The organism is Sandaracinaceae bacterium (genome assembly GCA_020633055.1).
Classification (GTDB): Bacteria; Myxococcota_A; Polyangia; order Polyangiales; family Houyiibacteriaceae; genus JADJJE01.
Map to the genome: position 1 here is coordinate 397,462 of JACKEJ010000011.1, position 20,425 is coordinate 417,886.

The 20,425-nt window shown below is 68.7% G+C and carries 23 protein-coding genes and 1 tRNA gene; 13 read left to right on the forward strand and 11 right to left on the reverse strand.

Annotated features, from left to right (window positions below; translation table 11 throughout):
- Window positions 1–23: 23 nt before the first annotated feature.
- The gene (locus H6726_26205) at window positions 24–1,067 is read right to left on the reverse strand and encodes a serine/threonine protein kinase (protein MCB9661169.1); all 1,044 of its coding nucleotides are present in this window, start codon (window positions 1,065–1,067) and stop codon (window positions 24–26) included.
- Window positions 1,068–1,122: 55 nt separating this feature from the next.
- On the opposite strand from H6726_26205, the gene H6726_26210 reads away from it, so the two are divergent.
- The 4 genes from H6726_26210 to H6726_26225 all read left to right on the forward strand — a co-directional run bounded on the left by H6726_26210 (window position 1,123) and on the right by H6726_26225 (window position 5,766).
- Window positions 1,123–1,656, forward strand: a complete 534-nt coding sequence (locus H6726_26210) for an NUDIX hydrolase (protein ID MCB9661170.1) — start codon at window positions 1,123–1,125, stop codon at window positions 1,654–1,656.
- A gap of 23 nt (window positions 1,657–1,679) precedes the next feature.
- Complete coding sequence (locus H6726_26215; protein MCB9661171.1) at window positions 1,680–3,194, forward strand: cellulase family glycosylhydrolase; 1,515 nt, start codon at window positions 1,680–1,682, stop codon at window positions 3,192–3,194.
- 79 nt (window positions 3,195–3,273) lie between these two features.
- Window positions 3,274–4,503 carry a DUF445 family protein gene (locus tag H6726_26220; protein ID MCB9661172.1) on the forward strand — a complete coding sequence of 410 codons (1,230 nt, stop codon included), beginning with the start codon at window positions 3,274–3,276 and terminating at the stop codon, window positions 4,501–4,503.
- Window positions 4,504–4,662: 159 nt separating this feature from the next.
- Window positions 4,663–5,766, forward strand: a complete 1,104-nt coding sequence (locus tag H6726_26225) for an AraC family transcriptional regulator ligand-binding domain-containing protein (GenBank protein ID MCB9661173.1) — start codon at window positions 4,663–4,665, stop codon at window positions 5,764–5,766.
- On the opposite strand, the gene purU is transcribed toward H6726_26225, so the two are convergent.
- Genes purU through H6726_26245 form a run of 4 tightly spaced genes read right to left on the reverse strand, consistent with a single transcriptional unit; the run spans window position 5,736 to window position 9,579 of the window.
- Window positions 5,736–6,590 (reverse strand): formyltetrahydrofolate deformylase, encoded by an 855-nt coding sequence (gene purU / locus H6726_26230; GenBank protein ID MCB9661174.1) that lies wholly within the window; start codon window positions 6,588–6,590, stop codon window positions 5,736–5,738. The two genes, H6726_26225 and purU, sit on opposite strands and share 31 nt — an antisense overlap.
- A gap of 12 nt (window positions 6,591–6,602) precedes the next feature.
- On the reverse strand, window positions 6,603–7,523 hold the full coding sequence (locus H6726_26235) for a hypothetical protein (GenBank protein MCB9661175.1): 921 nt from the start codon (window positions 7,521–7,523) through the stop codon (window positions 6,603–6,605).
- Window positions 7,523–8,344, reverse strand: a complete 822-nt coding sequence (locus tag H6726_26240; protein ID MCB9661176.1) for a DUF455 family protein — start codon at window positions 8,342–8,344, stop codon at window positions 7,523–7,525. Before H6726_26240 ends, H6726_26235 begins: the two co-directional genes overlap by 1 nt.
- Window positions 8,345–8,394: 50 nt before the next feature.
- Window positions 8,395–9,579, reverse strand: a complete 1,185-nt coding sequence (locus H6726_26245; GenBank protein MCB9661177.1) for a cysteine desulfurase — start codon at window positions 9,577–9,579, stop codon at window positions 8,395–8,397.
- Between the two features lie 50 nt (window positions 9,580–9,629).
- Here H6726_26245 and H6726_26250 point away from each other — a divergent pair, with 50 nt between their 5' ends.
- Complete coding sequence (locus tag H6726_26250; protein MCB9661178.1) at window positions 9,630–10,514, forward strand: serine/threonine-protein phosphatase; 885 nt, start codon at window positions 9,630–9,632, stop codon at window positions 10,512–10,514.
- A 1,017-nt stretch (window positions 10,515–11,531) separates the two neighbouring features.
- Entirely contained in the window at window positions 11,532–11,771 is a 240-nt protein-coding gene (locus H6726_26255; protein MCB9661179.1) for a hypothetical protein, read from the forward strand.
- Between the two features lie 41 nt (window positions 11,772–11,812).
- Here H6726_26255 and bfr read toward each other — a convergent pair whose 3' ends face one another.
- The 3 genes from bfr to H6726_26270 form a co-directional block, all read right to left on the reverse strand.
- On the reverse strand, window positions 11,813–12,280 hold the full coding sequence (gene bfr / locus H6726_26260; protein ID MCB9661180.1) for a bacterioferritin: 468 nt from the start codon (window positions 12,278–12,280) through the stop codon (window positions 11,813–11,815).
- A gap of 129 nt (window positions 12,281–12,409) precedes the next feature.
- Window positions 12,410–12,619: a (2Fe-2S)-binding protein gene (locus tag H6726_26265; GenBank protein MCB9661181.1), complete on the reverse strand. Its 210-nt coding sequence runs from the start codon at window positions 12,617–12,619 to the stop codon at window positions 12,410–12,412.
- Window positions 12,620–12,894: 275 nt separating this feature from the next.
- Window positions 12,895–12,978 (reverse strand) — tRNA-Leu (locus H6726_26270).
- Between the two features lie 69 nt (window positions 12,979–13,047).
- On the opposite strand from H6726_26270, the gene H6726_26275 reads away from it, so the two are divergent.
- The gene (locus H6726_26275) at window positions 13,048–13,287 is read left to right on the forward strand and encodes a hypothetical protein (protein MCB9661182.1); all 240 of its coding nucleotides are present in this window, start codon (window positions 13,048–13,050) and stop codon (window positions 13,285–13,287) included.
- A gap of 36 nt (window positions 13,288–13,323) precedes the next feature.
- On the opposite strand, the gene H6726_26280 is transcribed toward H6726_26275, so the two are convergent.
- Genes H6726_26280 through H6726_26290 form a run of 3 tightly spaced genes read right to left on the reverse strand, consistent with a single transcriptional unit; the run spans window position 13,324 to window position 14,956 of the window.
- Window positions 13,324–14,106, reverse strand: coding sequence for an enoyl-CoA hydratase/isomerase family protein (locus tag H6726_26280; GenBank protein ID MCB9661183.1), 783 nt, complete (start codon window positions 14,104–14,106; stop codon window positions 13,324–13,326).
- Window positions 14,103–14,531, reverse strand: a complete 429-nt coding sequence (locus H6726_26285) for a hypothetical protein (protein ID MCB9661184.1) — start codon at window positions 14,529–14,531, stop codon at window positions 14,103–14,105. The genes H6726_26280 and H6726_26285 overlap by 4 nt, the downstream gene beginning before the upstream one ends.
- A complete protein-coding gene (locus tag H6726_26290; GenBank protein ID MCB9661185.1) occupies window positions 14,531–14,956 on the reverse strand; it encodes an SCP2 sterol-binding domain-containing protein in 426 nt (141 codons plus the stop codon). The genes H6726_26285 and H6726_26290 overlap by 1 nt, the downstream gene beginning before the upstream one ends.
- A 144-nt stretch (window positions 14,957–15,100) precedes the next feature.
- On the opposite strand from H6726_26290, the gene H6726_26295 reads away from it, so the two are divergent.
- The 6 genes from H6726_26295 (at window position 15,101) to H6726_26320 (ending at window position 19,538) form a co-directional block, all read left to right on the forward strand.
- Complete coding sequence (locus H6726_26295; protein ID MCB9661186.1) at window positions 15,101–15,460, forward strand: hypothetical protein; 360 nt, start codon at window positions 15,101–15,103, stop codon at window positions 15,458–15,460.
- Window positions 15,461–15,477: 17 nt separating this feature from the next.
- Window positions 15,478–15,957 carry a type II 3-dehydroquinate dehydratase gene (aroQ, locus tag H6726_26300; GenBank protein ID MCB9661187.1) on the forward strand — a complete coding sequence of 160 codons (480 nt, stop codon included), beginning with the start codon at window positions 15,478–15,480 and terminating at the stop codon, window positions 15,955–15,957.
- An 86-nt stretch (window positions 15,958–16,043) separates the two neighbouring features.
- Window positions 16,044–16,517 (forward strand): acetyl-CoA carboxylase biotin carboxyl carrier protein, encoded by a 474-nt coding sequence (gene accB, locus H6726_26305; protein ID MCB9661188.1) that lies wholly within the window; start codon window positions 16,044–16,046, stop codon window positions 16,515–16,517.
- Window positions 16,517–16,807: a hypothetical protein gene (locus H6726_26310; protein ID MCB9661189.1), complete on the forward strand. Its 291-nt coding sequence runs from the start codon at window positions 16,517–16,519 to the stop codon at window positions 16,805–16,807. The genes accB and H6726_26310 overlap by 1 nt, the downstream gene beginning before the upstream one ends.
- A 1,478-nt stretch (window positions 16,808–18,285) precedes the next feature.
- Window positions 18,286–19,383, forward strand: coding sequence for a hypothetical protein (locus tag H6726_26315; protein ID MCB9661190.1), 1,098 nt, complete (start codon window positions 18,286–18,288; stop codon window positions 19,381–19,383).
- Window positions 19,384–19,388: 5 nt separating this feature from the next.
- Window positions 19,389–19,538, forward strand: coding sequence for a hypothetical protein (locus H6726_26320; protein ID MCB9661191.1), 150 nt, complete (start codon window positions 19,389–19,391; stop codon window positions 19,536–19,538).
- Window positions 19,539–20,425: the final 887 nt, after the last annotated feature.

Consider the following 20,425-nt stretch of genomic DNA (forward strand, 5'->3'; position numbering starts at 1 on the left):
AGCGTGAAGGGCCGCGTGGCGTTCTACCCCTCGCGCGGGGTCCCCGGGATCGTCGGACGTGACAGCTCCTCGGTGTCCCAGAACGTCATCTCGGTCACCTGTGTGTCTTCGAAGTCCGACCACTCGTCCTGCGCGACGGCAGCGGCGTGCGAGTGTGTCTCCGCTGGGAACAAGTCGGCGAGCCAGTCCGCCACCTGCGCCTGGGTCACCACGTTGCCACTCTTGAACACGAACTTCTCGAGCGCGTCGTGCATCTCGCGCGCGGTTTGGTAGCGATGGGCGGGGTTGGGCTCGAGCGCGCGGTGAACGATCTGCGACAGGGCCTTGGGCACCGCCGGCACCTTGCTGGACAAAGGCGCGACCTCGGCCCGCCGCACCGCCAGAATGGTGTCGGTCTCGGTCTTGCGCAGGAACAGCCGCGTGCCGCTCAGCCACTCGTACAGGCACGTGCCCATGCTGAACAGGTCACTGCGATGGTCGATCTCCTGGCCGCGAGCCTGCTCCGCCGACAGGTAGGGCGTCTTGCCCTTCACCACGCCCGCCCGCGTGCGGACTGCGCGACCCGCCGCCCGCGCGAGCCCGAAGTCGATGACCTTCACCTCGCCGTCGAACGACAGCAGCAGGTTGTGGGGCGAGACGTCGCGGTGGATGATGCCCAAGTGCCCGAGCCCAGGCGCCTCGGCGCGGTGACTGTGGTCGAGCGCCTCGAGGACCTTGAGCGCGACGTGGCAGGTGATGTCGATGGGCAGCGCTCGACCGTCGCCGTAGCGGCGCTGGATGGAGCGCAGGTCGCGCCCCTCCACGAACTCCATGGCGATGTAGTAGGCGCCGTCGATGCAGCCCAGGTCGAACACCTGGGCGATGTTCGGGTGGCTCAGCTGGACGGAGATCTTCGCCTCGTCCACGAACATGTTGATGAACGCCTCGTCGTCCGCGAGGTCGGGCAGGATGCGCTTGATGGCGACCACCCGCTCGAAGCCCTGGTCGCCGCGCTGCACAGCACGAAATACCTCCGCCATCCCGCCTACGGCGAGGCGTTCGGTCAGCGTGTACGGTCCAAACTGCACGCCGCAGCATTGCAGCCCGATCGGGATCCGGTCAACGGGCTGCTACGCTGCCCGGATGAGCACACGGACACTCCTCGAGGGCCGCAAATTCCGCGTCGAGTCGGTCGACGTCCCGGACCGCGAAGGCGGGCTGCGGGCGCGCGAGGTGGTGCGCCACCCTGGCGCAGTCGTGATCCTGCCCATCCTCCCCGACGGGCGGGTCTTGCTCATCCGCAATCAGCGCTTCGCCGTCGGCCGGACGCTGCTGGAGCTCCCCGCTGGGACGCGCGAGCCGGGCGAAGACGATCGCGCAGGCGCGCTTCGTGAACTGGAAGAGGAGACCGGCTATCGCGCCGAGTCACTCGCGCCGCTGGTGCGCTTCTACGCTTCTCCGGGGTTCTGCGACGAAGAGATGATCGGCTTCGTCGCAACAGGCCTCGTGCAAACGGCGCAGCACCTCGACGCGACGGAGCACATCGAGGTGGAGCCCGTGGACGTCGTCACGTTCCGCGCGATGCTGCGCGACGGACGCATCACGGACGGCAAGACACTGGCTTGTGGCCTCTACTGGCTGTCGTTCGTCGCTCCCGCGACGGGGGGCGGCCAATGATCCAAACGCCCTCTCCCCGCAGCGTGCGCCTTCCCTCCTGGCTGCCCAGCGCGACGCTCATCACGGCGCTGACGCTGACGCCCACGGCGTGCACGAGCACAGGCAGCGTCGCCCCGGACGTCACGCCCCCGGCGGACCGCTTCGCGCTCCCCCTGTGCGAGCTGGACCCGGGGGACCAGCGACCGCTCTCCACCCGCTGCCAACAGTTCGTCGACGCCGAGGGCCGCACGGTGGTGCTGCACGGCATCAACGCGCGCGTCGAGGGGCTGTTCGACGTGACGTTCGACGACGGGCGCGTCGCCCTCGAAGACATCCCCGAGTTCACGCTGGCGGACGCCCGACGGATGCGCGCCATGGGCTTCAACCTCCTGCGACTGCCAGTGAACTGGAGTGGAATCGAGCCCGCCGACACACAGCCACCGACGTACGACCCGACCTACCTGGCGCGGCTGCGCGAGGTCGTGGACACGTGCGGCGAGGCTGGCCTCTTCGTCCTGATCGACTTCCACCAGGACGCGTACTCGAAAGAGATCGGCGAGGACGGCGCCCCCCTGTGGGCCATCTCCCCCGAGCCGAACATGCTGCTCGAAGGCCCCCTGACGGACCTCGGCGCCCGACGCGGCGCCGGTCAGACCCTGGCGGCGTTCCGCACGTTCTTCGGTGACACGGAGCCGGGCCCCACGTTGCGCGGGCGGTTCGCCAGCATGGCGGCGCGCGTCGCGTCGGACTATGTCGGCGACGACACGGTCATCGGCTACGAGATCTTCAACGAACCCGTGGCTGGGGACGCCGACACGCTACGCCTGAACCGCGACGTCGGCCGCGCGATCCTCGCGGTGGACCCGGGGCACCTGATCGTCTTCGAACCGCAAGCGACGTTCCGCGTGGTGTTCAACCGCAGCGGCAGCGTGGGTGCGCCGTTCGACGTCCCCGGTGGCGTGTACGCGCCGCACATCTACACCCTGTCCTTCTCCGGGACCGAGGCGGATCTCCTGGCGTTCACCCGCGCGTCCCTGCGACCCGCGAACCGCAGCGCGTACGAGGAGGCGGTCGCGTGGCAGACTCCCCTCTTGGTGGGCGAGTTCGGCATCAACCCACGCGGTACGCGCGGCCTCGAGTACCTCGAGCTACAGCTGGACCTGCAGGACGAGTTCGGCGCGAGCGGGGCGTTCTGGGTGTGGAAGGAGGACTCCCAAGGGTCCTGGGGGCTGTTCGACCGGGAAGGTGCCGCATGGATCGAGCGCGACGACCTGCGCGCCGTCTTGTCGCGCCCGATGCCCGAGCGCATCGCGGGCCAGCCGCTGTGGTGGCGGTACGACCGCGAGTCACGCACCCTGGACATCGCGTACGAGGGGGATCCGTCGGTCCACGACCCCACCGAGGTCTACATCCCTGGCGCAGCGGACTACACCGACGCCTTCAGCGTCCGCTGCGATGGTCGCGCGCGCGACGTGGAGCGCGACCCAGCGACCGGCCTGGTCGCCGTCCCGTGTCACGGTCGCGGCGCGCACCTCGTGCAGGTCGCCCCGCGCCCCTGACACGGCCGCGCGCGCCGCAGCTGGCCCCCCCGCCGAACACGTTGACTTTCACTAGGTATTCTACAGACTCGCGTCTGCCGTGCGCTTCTTTGAATTGATCCAATCGGACTACACGGTCCTCCTCATCCCCCTGATCTCGGCCTTCGTAGGCTGGTTCACGAACGTCGTCGCGGTGAAGATGATGTTCTACCCCACCGACTTCGTGGGTATCCCGCCCTACCTCGGCTGGCAGGGGATCGTACCCGCGAGCGCCGAGCGCCTCGCGCGCTTCAGCACCAAGCTCATCACCACCAAGCTCCTCTCGCTCGAGCAGCTGTTCGAGAACTTCAAGGGTGAGGCGTTCGCGTCCGAGATGGACGTCGTGGTGGACGACATCACGGAGCAGATCCTGAAGGAGGTCGCGGAGAAGCACGCGAAGGTGATGTGGGAGAACGCCGGTGAGGTCATGCAGAACATGGTGCGGGACAACCTCCGCACCGAGGTGCGCGGCGTGGTCATCAAGATCACCGACGACTTCAGCGAGAACATCACGAAGATCCTCGACCTCGAGCAGGTCACGCTGGACGCCGTGATCGCAAACCGCGCGCTCATGACCATGATGTTCCTCGAGGTGGGCGAGGCAGAGTTCAAGTTCATCGAGCGGTCGGGCATCTGGCTCGGCCTGCTGTTCGGGATGGTGCAGATGGTCATCTGGGTGCTGTTCCCCGCCACCTGGGTGCTCCCGTTCTTCGGTTTCCTGGTGGGCTACGCCACCAACTGGATCGCGCTCAAGCTCATCTTCGAGCCGCGTAACCCCCGCAAGGTGGGGCCCTTCACGCTTCACGGTCTGTTCCACAAGCGCCAGGCCGTCGTGGCGGAGCGCTTCAGCGAGCTCACCGCAGGGCGGGTGCTGAACGCCGACAACATCGTGCGCACGGTCACGCAGGGCGACTCCGGCAAGCTGGTGCTCGACCTGGTGAAGGGTCGCGTGAACGAGCTCGTGTCCAAGTACGAGCAGCACCCGATGGCTGGGATGCTGCTCCCCGAAGCCCAGCGCGAGCCGCTGCGCGCCGAGGTGTTCGGGATGATCGAGACCGAGCTCCCGCGCGACGGTGGCCTACTCCATACGTTCGCCGCGAAGGCGGTCGACATCCGCGGCGAGCTCAACGACCGCATGAAGGCACTCGATGCCGAGTCGTTCGAAGGGGTGCTGCGCCCCGCGTTCCAACAAGACGAGTGGAAGCTCATCCTCGCGGGCGCCGTGCTCGGTCTGGCAGCGGGTGTCGCGCAGCTCGTGTGGCTCTTCGGCGAGCAGCTGGCGTCTATGTAACTTCGTGCCCGAGCGCACAAACCCCTGACCTGTTGGCCGTTTCTGCGGTGCGAAAAAGCCCCCGGGCTTCCACGTACAGCGCTACAACGGCCCGCGACAGCAGGCAGGGTTGGGACGTTTCCCGTGGTCGCCCGCCTGATCTCAGGACGGGTCGAACACGTGAACGTAAGGGACATCAGCACTGCGTCTCCGCTTCTCCTCGGAGTGCTGGCGCGCGCCGTCGAGCGCGTGCTGCCGAGCGTCCCCTCCAGTGTCGTCGAAGGTGCCCGTCCCAGCACGCAAGAGGGAGCGTCGCGCGGGCCACGTCGCGCCCCCGTGCGCTTGGTCAGCACCGCGGGGCGCGTCCCCGTGAAAAGCGTGCACGCCGCGTGGCGTGATGCCGAGGCCCGCGTAGGGCCCGACGTCGGCCTCATCGCGGCGCGCGAACTGCACGTGGGGGACATCGACCCGCAAGGCTACGTCATCAACGCAGCGAGCCGCCTCGGCGACGCGATCGACCTCACCTGCCGTTATCACCGGCTGGTGTACGGCAACGTCACCGTCAGCGCCGCACTCGCGCCAGAGCAGGCCACGCTGAGGTTCGCGCTGGTCGACCCCGACGGGGTCCCGGCGTCGCTGGTGGAGTTCGCCGTGGCGGCGCTCTACCGCATGGCGCGCTTCATCTTCGGTGACTTCCCGCTCACCGCGGTGCACTTCGCTCACTCGAGCCTCACGGCAGCCGAAGCGTTCCAGCAGACGTTCCGATGCCCGGTGCGGGTCGCCGCCGAGTCCACGGCCATCGTGCTCCCTGCCGGCACGCTGGATCTGCGCCACGGCGCGGGGGACAACGGCATCGGAACCATCCTGACAGAGCATCTACGGCGCGAGCTCGGCAAGCTCGAGGCCCGCGGCGCGCTCGGACCGCGCGTGTACGCCCTGCTGGTGGAGGAGCTCCCCCTGCGCGGCACGTCCGCCGTGGAGGTCGCGCGCGAGCTCAACATGAGCGAGCGCACGCTGCGCCGGAAGCTGGCCGACGAAGGCACCAGCCATAGGCTCCTCTTGGAAGAGGCCCGCCGAGAGGTCGCCATCCGCCTCCTCGGTGAGCAGCGCCTCGCCATCGACGAGGTCGCCTACCACTTGGGCTATGCGCAACCATCGAGCTTCCAGCGGGCGTTCAAGCGCTGGACCGGGATGCCGCCCGCGACGTTCCGAACACGCTGCGGGCGCGCCAGCACCATGCCCCCGCGCGCGCCTCAGTCGAAGACCACGGTCTTGTTGCCATAGACGAGCACGCGGTCGGACAGGTGCAGGCGCACGGCTCGAGCGAGCACGACCTTCTCGAGGTCGCGTCCCTTGCGGACGAGGTCGTCGACGCTGTCGCGGTGTGAGCAGCGCACGACGTCCTGCTCGATGATGGGCCCCTCGTCGAGGTCGGCTGTGGCGAAGTGCGCCGTAGCGCCGATCAGCTTCACGCCACGCTCGTAGGCGCGGTGGTAGGGCTTGCCGCCAACGAACGCAGGCAGGAACGAGTGGTGGATGTTGATCACGTCGCCCTCGAACGCCCGCAGGAAGTCGTCGCTCAAGATCTGCATGTAGCGCGCGAGCACCGCGAGCTCCACGCCACACTCGCCGAGCAGCGCGAGGGCCTGCCGCTCCTGCTCGGCCTTGGTGGCCTTGGAGACGGGGAGATGCTCGAAGCGCACGCCGAACTGCTCGGCCACGGGACGCAGGTCGTCGTGGTTGCTCAGGATGATCGGGATCTCGCAGGCCAGCTCGCCGCTGCGCTGCCGCAGGAGCAGGTCGTAGAGGCAGTGGTCGTACTTCGACACGAAGATGCCCACGCGCTTCACCGTGTCCGAGCGCACCAGGCGGAAGCTCATCTCGAACCGCCCCGCCACCTCGCGGATGCCGTTCTCGAGGCTGGTGCGGTCCGTGTGCAGATCCGACAGGTCGAAGTGGATGCGCTGGAAGAACTGCCCCGCGACCGCGTCGGTGTGCTGGTCCGCATCGACGATGTTGGCACCATGGCCGTAGAGGACCTGCGCCAAGGACGCGACGAGCCCCTTGCGGTCGGGGCAGGAGACGAGGAGCGTGGCGAACGACGACATGATGGCGGGCATCTAGCAGCTGGGCGCAGACGCGTCAGGCCGAGGGAGCCCTTCCATGCCCGCCGCGTATCCCATCGTGTAGCGCGCGTTCAGCTCGCCGCAGGGGTTCCAGCGCCGCGCGCCGCGCGCATCCTCGTAGCGGTACGCGTCCACTCCGAACGGCCCGAAGTAGCCTCTGGCGTGCATGGCGGCGGCGAGGGTCCGCGCGGCCTCCACCAGCGTCTGCCGCTCCAGCACGGAGAGCTCGGAGGGCAGCGCGCGTCGCACCGAGACGAAGCGTCCGCCGACGACGTGCTGCACGCAGGGCTGTCCCAGGGTGAGCGCTCCGTCCTGCGCGAGCCACCCGTGCTGGGACACCTCGAGCACGATGCGGACCCACGGCTCGACGACCACGCCCAACACCAGCTCGGCGTCCGTCAGGAAGGCACGGGCCGGCGGTGTCAGGCGGCCTGCGGCGACCCGCAGCTTTCCGCGCCCCGCGGCGCCGTACGCCCGCTTGAGCAGCGCCGCGCTCGCGGGAGGACGCGCGCACAAGAACGCCTCCAGCTCTTCGCGCGCGTGCAAGACCCGGGACTCATCCAAGCGCGCCCCGAGTACGTCGTAGGGGAAGCGCGACGCGTTCACCGCGCGCAGCGCATCGAACGGGGGCGCCGCGGGGAGCGTGACACCGAGCGCCGCGAGGACTCTCAGCGCGCGCGGCGTCGGACACCAAGCCTCCCCGCGGTACTGCTGGCGTTCGACGGAAGTCAGCGGCGCGTGTAGGTCGTGCGCCGTCAGGTCGTTGGCGCCGACCAGCCCTGACGCGAGCGGACGCGCGGCCGCGACCGCGGCCTCGGTGGCCTGCGACGGGGTGTAGCCCGGGCCACGCCGAAGCTCGTCCTCCGCGTCGAGGTTGAGGCACCACACGCGCCGCTGCGCGCCGGCTACGAACACTACGCGCTCCCGGGCGGGAGCAAGCTGGGTTGGAACGCTTCCAACGCATCCATGAAGGCGTCGTCCATCCCGGCGCGGCGGCGACGGTGACGGTCGAGGGGCAGCCCGCGCAGCAGCACGGGGCTGATGGGCGGTGGCAGATGGGCACGCCAGGTCTCGAAGTCGCCGTGTCCCGTGAACACCTCGAACCAGTGGGTGGCGAAGCGCACGTGCGCCACCTCCTCTGACCCCACCCGCTCCTGCACTGCGGCACCAGGTTCGTCGCCCACGTCGCGGAAGCGGGCGGCGAAGCGCCCCGCGTGTTCGAGGTTGCCAGCCTCGAGTCCCATCCCCACGAACGCGACGAAGCCCGCAGGCGAGCTGACGCGCGGCACGCGCTCCCAGAACCAGTCGCGCACCCCGAAGTCTCCGAGGGCCGCGCCGAGCGCGTCGATGTGGGCTGCGTAGAGACCCATGTGGCGCACTTCGTCGAGGCAGATGCCCAAGAGGCCCCGACGAAACTCGAGCGGCGCTTCGGGGAAACGCAGCAACGCCCAACACATGAGCTCCGCGGCTTGCAGCTCGTGATGCCAGAAGGTGTGCAGCAGCTCGGCACGCGCGCGCGGGTTGCGGAGCCCACGTCGCTTCTGGCCCTGCTGCACGACGCGCAGCTCCGGAGGCCGTCCGGGGCGCGTCGGCACGCGAGAGACCGTCCCGGAGAAGGTGGCGGGCGGCGGTGGCGGCGCCTGCTTGTAGGCGAGCGCGTCGCTCTCGATGTAGCGCAACGCCCACGTCTCCACGTCAGGCGCCGGCTCGGCTGGGCTGGGCCGCGCGGCGGTCATCCGCAGAGGTGTGCCACGGCCGGCAGCCAGGTTCCACATGGACGAACGCGCTACCAGTCGATGACCTTGCCCCGGGCGCGATACGCGGGGGAGCGCTCGCGCTGCGCCCGGACCGCGTCCACCGTGCGCTTGGCCACCTCGTCGACCTCGGCCTCCGTGGTGCCCCGCCCGAGGCCGAAGCGGACCCCGCTGCGCAGCCACTCGGGCGGGGCGCCGAGGGCGAGCAAGACGTGACTCGGGCTGGCTTTGAGCGTGCTGCAGGCCGCGCCGCTCGACACGCTGACGAACGGCGCGAGGGCGAGCAGGAGCGCAGGCACGTCCACGTAGCCGAAGCCGACGTTGAGGTTCCCGGGGTGAGCGTGCTGGGGGTCACCGAACCGGCGCAGCTCGTCGAGCGTGGACAGGTGTGCCCACAAGCGGTCCCGCAACGCAGCGATGCGGCGCGCGTCCGTGGCGCCTTGGGCGTGCGCCAGCTCGGCGGCCGCACCGAGACCGACGATGCCGGGGACGTTGAGCGTGCCGCTGCGCAGCCCCTGCTCGTGGCCACCACCGAACACGCTCGGACGCAAGCGTTGCCGCGCGCTGCGTCGCACCCACAGCGCCCCCACGCCCTTCGGCGCGTACAGCTTGTGGCCAGACACACTCACGAGATCGATGGGGGTCTCGCGCACGCTCAGGGGCAGCAGGCCCAGGCCCTGCGCGGCGTCGCAGTGGAACAGCGCTCCATGCGGGCGGGGCACGCGCGCCAAGGCGTCGATGTCGTGGACGGTACCGACCTCGTTGTTGCAGCGCATGATGCTCACCAAGGTCGTGTCGTCACGCATGGCCTCGCTCAGCTGCGCAGCGCTCACGCGACCGAATGCATCGACTGGCAGCCGGGTCACGTCGGCGCCGCGTCGCTCCAGCTCGGCGCAAGTGTCGAGCACGGCTGGGTGCTCCGTGGCCTGCGTGATGACGTGACCCCTGGCGGTGCCGTCCGCTTGCACCAAGGCCCCGAGCAGCGCGATGTTGTTGCTCTCGGTCGCTCCAGAGGTGAACACCACCTCGTCCGCACGGCCGTCCAGCAGCCGAGCCACCTGCTCGCGGGCTCGCTCCACGGCTTCACGGGCCTCCTCGCCGTGGGTGTGGACGCGACTGGCGGCGTTCCCGAAGGATGTACGGAGGTACGGCAGCAGCGCGTCGAGCACGCGCTCGTCGACCGGCGTGGTGGCGTGATGGTCGAAGTAGATGGGCATCGCTTCCCGCTGATTGTTTCATGCCCAGGCCTGATACGCTCGACGCCAGCATGAGCACGAGGAAGACCTATCAGGTCCTTTCGGCGACGCGGGACGACGCGCAGGGGATGGCGCGGCCAGCGATCTTCGGAGCCACCGACGTCGGCTGCGTGCGCAACAACAACGAGGACCAGTTCCTCATCGCGGAGCTCGAGCGCGCGCTCGTGCTGATGCAGAGCGGATTCCCGATCACGCCAGGCGAGCGCTTGTTGGACACGCCAGCGTGGCTGCTGATGGTGGCCGACGGAATGGGAGGGCACGACGCGGGGGAACTGGCGAGCAGCGTGGTCGTCGACGCGATGACCCACTACGCGTTCCGGCTCATGCCGTGGCTGGGCACGAGCTCGAGCAGCGACGCCGCGACGGTGGCGGCGGGACTCAAGGACGCCGCGGCAGCAGCGCAGCAGCACATGCGCGAGGTCGCGATCCGCAAGGGCGTCAGCCCTGAGTTGGGGACGACGCTCACGATGGCCTACGTGCGCTGGCCAGAGTGCCTCGTGGCCCACGTGGGTGACAGCCGCGGCTACCTCATGCGCGAACAGGAGCTGTTTCGGCTCACCAAGGACCACAACCTCGCGCAGTCGATGGTGCGACGGGGCGTGCTCGACGAAGAGGAGGGTCGCCGCTCACACTTCTCGAGCGTCCTGACCAACGCGTTCGGTGGCGGCTCAGACGAGCTGCACGTCGACCTGCATCACTTCCACCTCCAGGCCGGGGACCGGCTGCTGCTCTGTACGGACGGACTCTACGGCGAGCTGGGGGACTCGCAGATTCAGGCGACGCTCGCAGCGTGCGTGAACCCATCGCTGACGCACTTCTGCGTCGAGAGCTTGATTCACCGCGCGAAGCGCGCCGGCGGTCGGGACAACGTGACGGCCATCGTGGCGTCCTTCTGAGCCCGCGGAACCCGCAGACCGCTTCGAGGGGTCGAATTCCGCTTGGCTTGGAACGCCGACTGTATGCTACACTTCCTGACGTATGCTGCCGTTTACTGACACTTGTTCGGTTCGTGCCGTGATGTTGGCCGCCGCGCTCGGCGCTGGGCTGTCGGTGGCGCCTGCCTGCACCCCGTTCGATCCGGGGCTGCTCCCAGACGAGGACGACACCACGTCCATCGGATGCACGGACGGCAGCAAGCAGCCGCCCAGTCGAGTGTCCGAGAGCAGCGTGCCGGACGAAGGCACGGACGTCCCAGACTTCTGGGTGGCGCTGCGGGACGTTCTCCTCAACCAGGACAACGACCGCTGGCGGGACATCGGCTACAACATCGACGGTCGCTGCACCAGCGCGTCCAACGCGCCCACCACCACGGAGTGCGTGCCAGTGGAGGGTCGACCGCACGAGATCGACGGGACCGAGGGGGTGGACAACTCGTTCGGGCACAACCTCTTCCCGCTACTGAACTTGGCGTTCGAGGGACTCGACGCGACCGCCATCGCCGCCGAGCTGCGCGGCCTGGGGAACCCGCTCATCCGCGTGCGCGGCTGGAACGGCACGCGCAACGACAACCGCGTGCAGATCGTCCTCACGCAGAGCGTGTTCGCCACACCGAGCAACGCCGGCGCTCTACCGAGCGTCTTCATCGACGGCAGCACCGCCTACACGGACGAAGCGCACACCATCGTGGCCCCAGATCCCATCTGGGACGGCACCGACTTTTTCTGGGGTCGTGACGACACCTTCCTGGACCCGGAGGCGGCCGACATCGACGCCGCCAACCCTCTGGTAGTGGATCCAGACGCTTACGTGACCGACGGCATCCTGTTTACCAGCATCCCGGACGGCACCGAGATCCTCCTGGTGGGTGACGGCCTCGGGACACGCGTCCGCCTGTCAGGGATGGTGGCCACGGCCGACCTCGGCGCCCTCATGATCGATGGTGCCGAGAGCATCACGGTGACCATCGCGGGCCGGTGTACACCGACTTGCTGCGGACGGCCGAGTCCGTCGGCGTGTGCCGCGACGACCCGCGTTACCGGACGCTGCAGACGGCGCTCACTGGCATGCAAGACGTCCTCTTGGACCCGTCATCGGACGCCGCAGGGACCCTCTGCGACGCCGTCTCGCTCGGCATCACCTTCGAGGCGTTCCCTGCGAACTTCGGGGGCATCGCGCTGGGGCAGGCTCTGCCCTCGCCCTGCGATACCCCCTGACGCGGCTCGACGGGCGTCACACCCCGTCCACACGAGCGAGTTCAGCGAATCTGCTGGGCGAGGTAGTTCTCACGGCCAATCTGCTCGACGATGTGGAGCTGCGCCTCGAGCCAGTCGATACCGCCCTCCTCGTCCGACAGGATCCGGTCGAGCAGCGCGCGCGTGCCCTCGTCGCCCTTCTCGCGGCACTTGGCGATGCCGCGGTTGAGCCGCTCGCGTGCGTCGTATTCGATGGCGAGATCGAGCTTGTGTTGCTCGATGGGATCTTCGCCGACGCGCACCGGCGAGAGCCGCTGCATGTTGGGGATCCCCCCCAGCAAGAGAATGCGGCCGATGACCTCGTCCGCGTGCTTCATCTCGTCGATCGACTCACCGCGCTTCTGCTTGGCGAGCGCCACGAACCCCCAGTCCTCGCACATCTTGTAGTGGATGAAGTACTGGTTGATGGCGGTCAGCTCCGAGGTGAGGACCTCGTTGAGCAGCTCGATGACTTCGGCATCGCCCTTCATGGGACATCTCCTGGTTGGAAGGCGCAGGCACACGCCTGTGCTAGCTCGCACGCTAGTGCATGCGCCGCTCACCGTCACGGTGATTGTGCGCCGGCGCCTGCAGGCGCGCTCGCCGTGACGCTCCCGCCGTCAACCGGTCGCGAGCGGTAGGGGGAAGAGGCCGTCTCCGCGGAGCTCCGCGTGGGTCTCGGCGACGATCTCGTCCACGAGTGGGCGGCACCCTCCGCAGCGCGAGCCTGCGCCGCACGCCAACGCGACATCCAAGTGGTTGCGGGCGCCCTCCCGGGCGCACTTGCGGATGACCTTGTCGTTCACGCGCTCGCAATGACAAACCAGCATGGTGGCATCAATGTGGATCCACACGTATTGAAAGTCAATATCATTTTCACGTGACACGCGGGGGCGGACGCCCGAGCGCTCCCAGCACGGGCCCCTCGGGTTGCCCACGCGGCGCGTCGGTGGTCCGCCCGGGACCTCGAGCGTGTCGGCCACGCCGCCCACCCGATGGCCAGCCTGCCCACTTGGCAGCTCCCCGGTGGGATGGGCGCAGGTGGCTGCGTGGACCACGACCAGAGCAAAAAAAAAGCCAGCGCGTGCGCGCTGGCTTTCGAGGGTGCGGACGGAGAGACTCGAACTCTCACGGATTTTACTCCACTAGATCCTTAGTCTAGCGCGTCTGCCAATTCCGCCACATCCGCTGAGCAGGGCGCGAATCTAGTGTGTTCGAGAGAGTTGTCAAGGACGTGTTTGTGCGGTCTGCTGCGCGCATGCCCGTATGGGGATCCTGGTCGCTGTTCTTCACCGTGTCCGTCGCGTGTCTGCTCCTCGCGCGCAGGCTCGACCGCTCGCCCGAGACGCCTTCCCGCGAGGCCGAAGGCGCGCATCGCCCCTCGCTCCCCGACGCGGTGATGGGCACCCCTCCCCCTCCTCGCAGCACCGCGGAGGCGAACGCGTCCGCGCTCTCCGCGGACGCCGCACGCGATCGTCCATCGCGGCAGGCTCGCTGACGACCCAACCGCAGCCCATGGACGACACGACGCAGGTCAGCGCCCGCGAAAGACGGGCCGGCGCTTGGCGAGGAACGCCGCGACGCCCTCCGCATAGTCTTCGCTGTCGAAGCACGCCTGGATGAGCGACGCCGTGTCGTCGTCCGCGCGAGCCGGCGCGGGCTTGCGCAGCTCCCCGAGGCAGTGCTTCGCCGCACGCAGCGTGAGCGGCGCGTTGTCGGCCACCTGCAGCGCGAGCTTGCGCACGAAGGACTCGAGCTGCGCCTTGGGCAGCACCTCGTGCACGAGCCCCATGCGCAGCGCCGCGCTCGCGTCGTAGCGGCGCGCGGTGAACAGGATCTCGCGCGCGGAGGCCTGGCCCACGACGCCCACGAGCGTCTCGACGTTGGTCGCGCTGTACCCGAGCCCGAGGCGCGCGGGGGGAATCGCGAACACCGCGTCGTCCGCCGCGTAGCGCATGTCCGCGTGCAGCGCGATGCCGCTCCCGCCGCCGATGCAGAAGCCGTGGATCATCGCGACGAGTGGCTTCCGCACATGCGCGAGGGCCTCGAAGGCGCGCTCCGTGAGCTTGTCGTAGTCGCGGGCGCCTGGCCCGATGCGGCTCTGCTCGAACTCGCTGATGTCCGCCCCTGCGACGAACGCCACGTCGCCCGCCCCGCGCATGACGACGACGCGCACGGACTCGTCCGCGTCCAGCTCGGCCAGGCGCTCGGGGATGGCCTCCCACATGGCGCGGTGGATGGCGTTGCGGCGCTCGGCGTGGTCGAACACCAGCCAGCCGATGGGCCCCTCGCGCTCGGCGCGCACCTGCCCGCTCATGGGTTCACCGACATCACCCGCGTGAGGCGGAGCATGAGGGGCACGTTCGCGAGCGCGCCGTAGTATTTGATGTCGCCAGCCTTCTCGGCCGCGGAGAGCTCGCGGGCCACCTCGCCGCGCGGGTTGGGCAGGCCGAAGCGCCCGAGCTCCAGCATGGACATCTTCATGATGTGCTCGCTGCCGGCCCGCACCGTGACGTCGGGGATGCCGACGATGCCTGCGTGCACGCGCACCGCATACGGCACGAACTCGAGCGTCACGGACATGTTGAGGTCCGTGATGACCATGGCCACCCGTCCGCGCATGCGCAGGGCCGTGGCGCGCTTGTCCTCGTGGTCGTCCAGGTTCTGCCGAAGCAAGGTGGCCAGCATCGGCGCGAAGCCGTGCTCTTCCGCGCCTGGCGCGAGCTCGACGGCGGGCTCCATCAGGCCAGGAACTCCGTGTCGACGCGCGTGGCGCTGACCACCAGCTGCCGCGACGACTCGACGAAGCGCAGCATGGTCGGCAGGTGCCCCTTGGTGAGCTTCAGCTTGCCCTCCATCATGGACTTGATGGGGTCGAGCTTGCCCTCGAGGCACGCACGCCAGCGCGCGTAGTCGGCGACGACGATGAAGGGGGCCTCCTGGACCGCGTCCATGCCCGTCACGTACTTCGTGCCGCGGCAGACGCCCTCGTGGACATCCATGATCATGCCGACGTCTTCGTCGATGCCCAGGCTCGGGTCCGCCTTGATGACGAACGCCACCGCGCCGAAGGTCCACGGCTTGCCGTGCGTGCGGTACCCATCGTTCGCGTTCACCGCGTCTTGATAGGCCTTGGTCCATGCTTCGGAAGGGAACTTGAACGACATCGGGGCTCCTCGGGTTGGCCGAGGCCTTACCCCGAGCGCGCGCCCTGCGCAAAGGCACCGGGGGCGGGCCGCCCGCGCCCAGGTGCCCACAGTTACTTGACTTTCGGGGGCTCGGCGTGCGCTGATGAGCGCTCCGGAGGTCCGATGTTCAGAGAGGTCCTACAAGAAGTGGTCGAGAAGACCGACGGCGCCGTCGCCGCGATCCTCATGGGATACGACGGCATCCCGGTGGAGCAGTACGTCGACGACGACGCCGTGCTGGACGTCGAGACGGTCGGCATGGAGTACAGCGTCATCTTGAAGCAGATCAAGAACGCCGCGGAGATGTTGGACATCGGCAGCGCCAACGAGGTCGCCATCCGCGCCGAGCGCATGACCACCATCATCCGGCTGGTCACGGACGAGTACTTCCTCGCGGTCGCGCTGCGGCCCGCCGGCAACTTCGGCAAGGCGCGCTACCTCATGCGCGTGCGCTCGAGCGCGCTGGCCTCGAACCTGGCCTAGCCGCGGGGCCCGACGCCATGTCCGAGTCCGACCAAGAGCGAGCGGCCCGAGACACCGCCGGGGCGCGCGCCGTCCTCGTGCTGCACGGGCCGAACCTGAACATGCTCGGCGTGCGTGAACCCGGGGTCTACGGGCACGCCACGCTGGCCTCCATCGACGCGTCGCTGCAGGCACTGGCCGTCGAGCTGGGCCTCTCGGTCGAGTGCAGGCAGAGCAACCACGAGGGTCAGCTGGTGGACTGGATCCAGCAGTCCCGCGAGGGCTTCGCTGCGGTGCTCATCAATCCTGCCGCGTACACGCACACCTCGGTCGCCATCCGCGACGCCATCGCAGCCTGCGGGCTGCCGGTGGTCGAGGTGCACCTGAGCAACATCCACGCGCGCGAGGCGTTCCGGCACCACTCGTACAGCGCCGCCGTCTGCGTGGGGCAGATCGCAGGGTTCGGCCCAGACAGCTATCTGCTCGGGCTGCGCGCGCTCGCCGCCAAGCTCGGCTGAGACCCACCGGGACGTTACCGGGACAAGACGCGCGCGTCGTTCGTTGAAAGCTGACGCGGCCTTGCTTTTGGTGCTAGCAAGCGGCCATGGACATCGATCTTGAACAGCTCCGCGAGCTGATGCGCGCGATGACTGAGTTCCAGATGAGCGACATCGAGCTCGAGAAGGCCGGTGAGCGCATCTCGCTGAAGCGTGGCGGCGGCGTGGTCAGCGTCAGCACGCTGGCGCCGAGCCCCGTGGCGCTGCCGAGCTCGCCCGCGCCCGCCAGCGCCGCGACAGCCGCGCCGGCCGCTGCGGCCCCGGCCGAAGACGACGCCAACACGCAGTGGATCACGTCGCCCTTCGTCGGGACGTACTACGCCGCGCCCTCCCCCGGCGCCGCCGCGTTCGTGAAGACGGGCCAGAGCATCTCGCCCGGCACCGTGCTGTGCATCGTCGAAGCGATGAAGCTCATGAACGAGATCGAGTCCGAGGTGAGCGGCGTCATCGTCGAGATCGCCGCCGTCAACGGCAAGCCCGTCGAGTACGGCGACAAGCTCTTCAAGATCAAGGTCGCGTAGTGTTTCGCAAGGTCCTGATCGCCAACCGCGGAGAGATCGCGGTGCGCGTCATCCGCGCCTGTCGCGAGCTCGGCATCGCCACCGTCGCCGTCCACAGCGACGTCGACACCGACGCCCTGCACGTCCGCCTGGCCGACGAGGCCGTGTGCATCGGGCCGGCGGTGGCGAAGCAGAGCTACCTGCACATCCCTGCGCTGATCGCGGCGGCCGAGATCAGCGGCGCGGACGCCGTGCACCGGGTTACGGGTTCCTGTCGGAGAACGCCAGCTTTGCGGCGCTTTGTGCGGTGATGATGTTGGGCTGACTTCATCGGATGGCCAAACAACGCCAGGCCAGTGGGGCGGTCAGCGCGCCGCTTGGCCAAGCGCTTAGGCTACCCCTCGCCGGAAGCGAAGTCATCCGACACGGAGGACGCCGTCCTGAAAGCCAAGAGTGGGCTTCCCCCACCGTGATACTCAAGGCTTCAGGAGGCGGCGCAGGCGCGCGGCGCGGATCATCCGCACCGCCGAGTTGGCGGCGTCCTTCGCGCGCAGGCGCTTAGGGAGGCCATCGCGGGCTTCAGAACGGTGACCTGGCCATTAAGGCGCTTCGTGGAAGAACACGCCACATCGAGTTCAGGTCATCGCCGACGGCCAGGGCGACGTGCGCGTGTTGGGCGGCGCGAGGTGCTCCATCAGAGAGAGCGCCATCAGAAGCTGGTGGAGAGCGCCGGCGTGGCCGTCCGACGGCTGCGCCTCGACATGGCGGCACCGACCGGCGCTTGCTGGCCGAGCACAGCACTACTGTGTCGGCGAGGCACGCTCAGGTTCACCTGGACGAGCGCGGCGAGCTCGCGTTCATGGAGATGAACACGCGCATCAGGTGGAGCACCGTGACCGAGAAGCTGGTGGCGTGGACCTCATCGCCAGCGGCAGATCCGCGTGGCCGCAGGCATCCCCGTAGGTTCCCAACCGCGAGCTCAAGCCACGCGGCTGGGCCATCGAGTGCCGCGTCCCAGCGCAGAGGACCCCGTCACCTTCGCGCCCAATGGCCCGGGCTCATCTGGTACCACCCGCCTGGCGGCGCGGGCGTGCGCGTCGACGAGCGCGTGTGCAGGGGGCTGGCGCGTGCCAGCTGCGTACGACTTTCGCTGTTGGCGGGAATCATCACCTACGGACGCACCGGGAAGAGGCGCGCGTGCGCATGGTGCGCGCGCTGGAGCGAAGACACCGCTGGTGGGGGCATCGCACCCAACATCCCGCTGCACCTGCGCACGTCTCGAGAACGAGGACTTCCGGACCAGGGCGCTCTCCGCGCGCTTCTCCGAGCGTCTGTAGGCCGTCAAACCGGGGCCGTTCGACCCTGGTCGACACCTGTCAGGTCCCTCGTGCGCGCCGTTGTTGACCGGCCCACGGCAGAAACGTACAATCATGGCGACGCAAAATGCCGTGTGATTACGGCGTGATGCTGGCCTACCCCATACGGATCGCAGTCGACCCGCAACGAAGTACTCGGTGCCCAGAAACTCGTCGCGAAGGAATTGGCTACGACAAGGCGATCGTTCAGTATCGGCTCCTTGTCGCGGACGATCCCCGCGACGTGCGGACTTGCTGCTGAAGATCGGCGACCTCTATAAGACGGGGGCCCACGATCAGCGCCGTGGACTCGTACAGCCAGGTCCGCGACGCAGTACGCTAGCCAGGGCTTCTTTCTCAAGGCCGTCGCGGTCTACAAGCAGATCCTCAAGCTGGATCCGAGCAGCCTCGACTCGCAGCTCAAGCTCGCGAACATGTACGAGCAGCTCGACCTGGTGAGCGACTCCGGGCATCGATTCCGCATCAAGTACGCCGAAGCGCTCAGCAAGATGGAGCGCATGGAAGAGGCGGCGGCCGAGTTCGAGGCGGGCGCGAACCTGCTGCGCGAGCAGGGCCGCATGGACGACTACATCAAGGTCGCCGAGCGCCTGCTGTTCCACCGCCCCGACGTCGCCGTGGCGCGCGAGGTGGCGCTGATGTACCTCGAGCGCAACGACGCGAAGCGTGCGCTCAGCAAGCTGCAGGTCTGCTTCCAGGCCAACCCGAAGGACGTCGCCACGCTCGAGCTCTTGGCGCGCGCCTTCCACCTGCTCGGGCAGCACCCGAAGACCATCAGCGTGTACCGCGAGATCGCGCGCATCTATCAGGACGGCAAGAAGCCCGCCGAGCGCGAGCGCGTGCTGCGCAAGATCCTCGAGCTCGACCCGAACGATCAAGAGGCCAAGACCGCGCTTGGCGGCAAGCCCCCAGCGCCGGATGCCTCTTCGCTGTTCGAGTCCAGCACCATCATGGCGCCCCCGAGGCCCAACACGGGCACGGTGGGCGCCGTGCCCAAGCACACCATCGAACAGGCCCCGGTTGCGCCCGCGAACACGAGCGCTCTCGGGGACGACGACGACGACAGCGTGCAGGAGCTCGACCTCCTCGAGGACGACTTCGACGACGCCGAGATCATCATCAGACTGATGCCAGGCCGACCGAAGCGACTCAGGCCGACATCTTCCTCGACGACAGTCCGACTCCCACCCGCTGCCCCGAGGCCGTCTCGGGTCACACGGGCGCGCTCGAACCGTCCCCGGCCCATCGACCGAAGCCTACGCCGAGCTCTCCCTCGCGAACGACGACGCCCCGCACAAAGTACGAGCCGGAATCCTCCGAAGCTCCGTCCGAGAGCTACGCGGGCTTCTGGTCTGACCGGCGATCTGGCCCGGATCGAGCGCCTGATGTCGAAGTCGAGTGGTTCCTGCGCTTCAGCCTGCTGGGACCAGGCACAGGACAGCTCAGGCATCGTCAATCAGGCGCGCGGACTACATGCTGGCACGTCAGATGCTCAGCGGCGACGTCTACCTTGAACGGCATGATGGACGACTCAGATTCGCTGGCTTGCTGGACATGGCGCTCACATCTCGCCAGCCAGGTGCGGCCATTACTGTCGGTGATGTACCTCGACGCCGTGCTCGATCTGGATCCGTCAACATCGACGCACGCATCATGCTGGGACGCGTGAGCGTGCCGCTCCCGAGCGAAGTGGCCGTCCTGGTCGAAGCGACAGGCGCGCTCCAGGCCACTGGCGCGACAGGCGCATCGGTCCCGGATGATGCCGCGCCTGTCGCCTCCGAGGAACCTGCGGAAGCGCCCCCGGTTGGAGATGGACGACCAGGGTCTGCCCCGCCGTCCAAGTGTCGAGGCGGCCCCCGTGCCCGCGCCAGACCCGCGCGCAGCCGCAGGTCCCGTGCCGCCCGAGCGCGATGGGTGCGCCGGAGCCCGTCCGTAGCAGCTACCCGCCAGGAACGCTTGAGCGAGTTCCCGGACGCTCACCATCCACACCACAGGGCGTCCCCTCGGAGAGTATGTCCCTGGCGTCGTCACGCGACCACCGACTCGGAGATCCCCGGCAGCGCGACCGTGCAGCGCGACGCGCTCCCGGAGGCGCTGACGGCAACATACTGGACGCGGCGGAGGGGCCCCATCCGTCCTCGGACACGGCGCCGAGCTCGCCCGAGCTCGCCCGAAGGCTTTCTGCACGCCCGCGCCCGTGGAACAAACGCCGGCCACCGCGGGGGAGCTGCCACGACGACCGCCCCCCCGCCACTGAGGCATTCGAGACGCCTGGGGCGCGCAGGACGCCCAAGGCGCACTGGACGCACAGGGCGCGCAGGACGCCCAAGGCGCACAGGACACCAGGACGCTGCCAGGACGCGCAGGAGGACGAAGACGTCGAAGAAGTGGCGGAGGAGCATCGAGGAGGCCGAGAGTTCTTTGCGTGGCGCAGGGCCTGTACGACGCGGCGCTCGCCAGTCTGGAAGACCTCGCGGACGAGTATCCCGACTCCGCCACGCTGCGGCGGCGCATCGCTCAGATCCGGGCGGCCTCGGAGGGTCCCGGCGAAGAGCT

What these genes read in the sequence shown, in the direction of transcription:
- H6726_26210 (MCB9661170.1), top strand. Translation starts at nt 1,123, where the DNA reads ATGAGCACACGGACACTCCTCGAGGGCCGCAAATTCCGCGTCGAGTCG.
- purU (MCB9661174.1), bottom strand. Translation starts at nt 6,590, where the DNA reads ATGTCGTCGTTCGCCACGCTCCTCGTCTCCTGCCCCGACCGCAAGGGG.
- H6726_26240 (MCB9661176.1), bottom strand. Translation starts at nt 8,344, where the DNA reads ATGACCGCCGCGCGGCCCAGCCCAGCCGAGCCGGCGCCTGACGTGGAG.
- H6726_26245 (MCB9661177.1), bottom strand. Translation starts at nt 9,579, where the DNA reads ATGCCCATCTACTTCGACCATCACGCCACCACGCCGGTCGACGAGCGC.
- H6726_26250 (MCB9661178.1), top strand. Translation starts at nt 9,630, where the DNA reads ATGAGCACGAGGAAGACCTATCAGGTCCTTTCGGCGACGCGGGACGAC.
- bfr (MCB9661180.1), bottom strand. Translation starts at nt 12,280, where the DNA reads ATGAAGGGCGATGCCGAAGTCATCGAGCTGCTCAACGAGGTCCTCACC.
- H6726_26265 (MCB9661181.1), bottom strand. Translation starts at nt 12,619, where the DNA reads ATGCTGGTTTGTCATTGCGAGCGCGTGAACGACAAGGTCATCCGCAAG.
- H6726_26275 (MCB9661182.1), top strand. Translation starts at nt 13,048, where the DNA reads ATGCCCGTATGGGGATCCTGGTCGCTGTTCTTCACCGTGTCCGTCGCG.
- H6726_26280 (MCB9661183.1), bottom strand. Translation starts at nt 14,106, where the DNA reads ATGAGCGGGCAGGTGCGCGCCGAGCGCGAGGGGCCCATCGGCTGGCTG.
- H6726_26285 (MCB9661184.1), bottom strand. Translation starts at nt 14,531, where the DNA reads ATGGAGCCCGCCGTCGAGCTCGCGCCAGGCGCGGAAGAGCACGGCTTC.
- H6726_26290 (MCB9661185.1), bottom strand. Translation starts at nt 14,956, where the DNA reads ATGTCGTTCAAGTTCCCTTCCGAAGCATGGACCAAGGCCTATCAAGAC.
- H6726_26295 (MCB9661186.1), top strand. Translation starts at nt 15,101, where the DNA reads ATGTTCAGAGAGGTCCTACAAGAAGTGGTCGAGAAGACCGACGGCGCC.
- aroQ (MCB9661187.1), top strand. Translation starts at nt 15,478, where the DNA reads ATGTCCGAGTCCGACCAAGAGCGAGCGGCCCGAGACACCGCCGGGGCG.
- accB (MCB9661188.1), top strand. Translation starts at nt 16,044, where the DNA reads ATGGACATCGATCTTGAACAGCTCCGCGAGCTGATGCGCGCGATGACT.
- H6726_26315 (MCB9661190.1), top strand. Translation starts at nt 18,286, where the DNA reads ATGTACGAGCAGCTCGACCTGGTGAGCGACTCCGGGCATCGATTCCGC.
- H6726_26320 (MCB9661191.1), top strand. Translation starts at nt 19,389, where the DNA reads ATGATGGACGACTCAGATTCGCTGGCTTGCTGGACATGGCGCTCACAT.